1 protein-coding gene is annotated in these 334 nt (G+C 28.1%); it reads left to right on the top strand.

The window, feature by feature from the left end; all coding sequences use genetic code 11:
• Positions 1-26: 26 nt before the first annotated feature.
• Positions 27-334 (top strand): toprim domain-containing protein (locus tag L988_RS11380; RefSeq protein ID WP_231549845.1); only part of this gene is annotated, 308 nt, incomplete at its 3' end.

Raw genomic sequence — 334 nt, 5'->3', positions numbered from 1 at the left:
AAAATTTATTAAAAAGAGAGGTTAAAATGAAATTAATTATAGCAGAAAAGCCTGATTTAGCAAGAGCTATATCAGAAGCACTTCCAGGAGAGAAAAAAAGTAAAGGCAAGTATATTGAACAAGGAGATTATTTAATTACATGGGCTGTTGGACATATATTAAAGCTAATGTACCCTGAAGAAATAGAACCTGAAACATATGTTGAAAAACAATGGAAGCTAGAGCAGTTACCAATAATTATAGATAATTGGGGAGATAAATTAAAACCAATTGAATCAACAAAAGAACAGCTAAATGTAATAAAAGAGTTATTAAAAAAATGTGATTCTATAAT

Source organism: Cetobacterium sp. ZWU0022, assembly GCF_000800875.1.
In the GTDB taxonomy this organism is placed as follows: domain Bacteria; phylum Fusobacteriota; class Fusobacteriia; order Fusobacteriales; family Fusobacteriaceae; genus Cetobacterium_A.
Note: the sequence above shows the minus strand (reverse complement) of the source record. Positions and strands in the feature narration are given on the sequence as shown.